This is a genomic window from Thauera sp. 63, from assembly GCF_000310165.2.
In the GTDB taxonomy this organism is placed as follows: domain Bacteria; phylum Pseudomonadota; class Gammaproteobacteria; order Burkholderiales; family Rhodocyclaceae; genus Thauera; species Thauera humireducens.
This window is the reverse complement of the sequence record NZ_AMXC01000067.1, coordinates 1-2,689: the sequence shown is the minus strand read 5'-3', so window position 1 is coordinate 2,689 and position 2,689 is coordinate 1. Positions and strand designations below refer to the sequence as shown.

Genomic DNA, 2,689 nt, shown 5'->3' with positions numbered 1-2,689 from the left:
CTGCCGCGCGCGGCGGCCCTGCATCGCGCGGCGCACGCCAGCGCCGCCGAGATCGCGCGCCTGCTGGCGGCCGGAGCGCAGGGCAGGGTGCGCATCGGCGAGCGGTCGCTGGCGCCGTCCGACATCGCGGTGCTGGTGCGCAGCCACGGCCAGGGCGCGCGCATGCGCCGCGCGCTGGCGGCCTTCGGCGTCGGCAGCGTCGAGCTGTCGCAGGCCAGCGTGTTCCATACCGACGATGCCGAGGAACTCGAGCGCGTGCTGCTGGCGATTGCCGAGCCGCTGCGCGAGCGCCGTGTCAAGGCGGCGCTCGCCACTGCGGCGATGGGCCGCGATGCCGCGGCGCTGGCCCGTCTGGCCGGCGACGAGGCCGCGCTGCTCGGCACGCTGGACGCCTTCGTGCGCTGGCGCGAGTTGTGGCTGTCGCGCGGCTTCGGCGTGATGCTGCGCCAATGGATGAGCGACGAGGGCGTCGCCGCCCGCCTGCTCGCGCGGCCGGATGGCGAACGCCGCCTCACCAACCTGATGCACCTGGCCGAGCTGCTGCAGCAGGACGCCGGCACCGCCACGCCCGAGGTGCTGCTGCGCATGCTGGCCACCCGCCGACGCGATGCGGCCGGCGGCGAGGCCACCCAGCTGCGGCTCGAATCCGACCGCAACCTGGTGCAGATCGTCACCATCCACCGCTCGAAGGGGCTGGAGTACGGCGTCGTGTTCTGCCCCTTCCTGTTCGACGGCTACGCCCGCAGCGGTGGCGAGGGGCCGATGCGCGCCTGGCACGACGACGACGGCGAACTGGTGCTCGATTACCGCGAAGCGGCGGCGAAGGACGAGGCGGTCAAGGCCCGCCTGCGCCGCGAGCGCCAGGCCGAGGATCTGCGCCTGATCTACGTCGCGCTGACGCGCGCGGTGCATCGCTGCTACCTCGTCGTCGGCAGCTACGCCACGCTGAGCTTCGGTCGTGTGAGCCACACCGAGGCCGGCCGCAGCCTGCTCAACTGGATGGCGGCCGGCGCCGGCATGGATGCCGAGGCCTGGGCCGAGCACAAGCCCAACCCGCTCGGCACCGACGCCTGCTGGCGTGCGCTGGTCGCGGCGAGCGCGCTCGACGGCCGGCCGACGATGCAGCTCACCGACCTGCCTGATGGCCAGGGCGACGCGCTGGCGCCCCCCGATTCCGCGGGCCAGCGCCCGCGGGCCCAGCGTCCCCCAGCACTGCCGGCGGGCTGGCGCATCGGCAGCTTCAGCGCGCTGATCTCGGGCGCGGCGCACGAACAGGCCGCGCTGGACCACGACGCGAACGCACTCGACGCCGGTGAGCTGGCCGTGCTGAGCGGACTCGCGGGAGAGGCCGACGGCGCCGCGCCTCCGGCGGACGACGACATCCTGCGCTTCCCGCGCGGTCCGGTGGCGGGCGATTGCATGCACGCGGTGTTCGAGGTCGTCGACTTCACCGATCCGGCCGGCTGGGATGCCGCCGTCGCCGCCGCGCTGGCGGCCCATCCGCAACGCCTGTCCGCCGACCGCCGACCGCGCGGACGCCCGGCGGCTGTCGCGCCACAGGACGAGACCGCACTTCTGTCGCGCATGCTGCGCACGCTGCTGGCGGACGTCGTGGCCACGCCGCTGCTGGCGGATGCCGGCGGTACAGGGCTGCGGCTCGACACCGTGCCGCCCGCGCGCCGCCTGGTCGAACTGGGCTTTCACCTGCCGGCGCCACGCCTCACCGCGCCGCAGCTCAACGCCTGGCTCGCGGCGCAGGGCTACCGCATGCCGCGGCTCGCCTTCCACGAACTCGACGGCTACCTGAAGGGTTTCATCGACCTCGTGTTCGAGCACGACGGCCGCTTCTGGGTGCTGGACTGGAAGTCCAACCATCTCGGCGACCGGCCGCAGGACTACGCGCCGGCGCGCCTCGAAGCCGCGATGCAGGCGCACGGCTACCACCTGCAGCACCTGATCTACAGCGTGGCGCTGCATCGCCATCTCGGCCGCAGCCTGCCGGGCTACGACTTCGAACGTCACTTCGGCGGCGTGCTCTACCTGTTCGTGCGCGGCGTGCGGCCGGGCTGGCAGGTCGACGGCCGGGCGGCCGGTGTCTATCACCACCGCTGCCCGCGCGCCACGCTCGAGGCGCTCGATGCGCTGCTCGCCGGTACCGCCGCCGCGTCCGCGCTGGAGTCCGCATGAACGATCTCGCCGACGGCTTCGCCCACCACCTGCTCGCCTGGGCCGATGCGCTGCAGGCCCCGGCCGCCAGCCGCGCGGTGCTGGCCAGTGCGGCGCGCCGGCTTGCGCTGGCGACCAGCGCGGGCCATGTCTGCATTCCGCTGGCAGCGCTCAACGAAGGCGGTGCCGCGGGGGAGATCACGCGCGAGGTGCCGGCCGCCTTCGCGGCAGACATGGACGGGGACCTCGCGCCAGCGGACGGGCAGTCCGACGCCGACTGGACGCTCCTGCCGTGGGCTGGCGAAGCGTCGGCTCCGCAATTCGCGGACGAGCTCCGCCATCGCCTGCTGGCGAGCGGTGTGGTGGTCGAAGCCGCGCAGGCCATCGCGGGCGCGTCGGCGCATCCGCTGGTGCTCGACAGCAGCGACCGGCTCTACCTGCGCCGCCATTTCGACCAGGAGCGGGCACTGGCGCGGGCGCTGGTGGCGCGCGCGCCACGCGCCGCCGCGCCGGTGCAGCCGCC

General features: G+C 74.4%; 1 protein-coding gene and 1 pseudogene. Both read left to right on the top strand.

Annotated features, from left to right (window positions below; all coding sequences use genetic code 11):
* A partial coding sequence (locus tag C664_RS19895) for a 3'-5' exonuclease (RefSeq protein ID WP_038012675.1) occupies positions 1-2,187 on the top strand: 2,187 nt, incomplete at its 5' end.
* Positions 2,184-2,689, top strand: a pseudogene (locus C664_RS21120) (hypothetical protein); the annotation flags it as partial. The gene C664_RS19895 and the pseudogene C664_RS21120, both read left to right, overlap by 4 nt.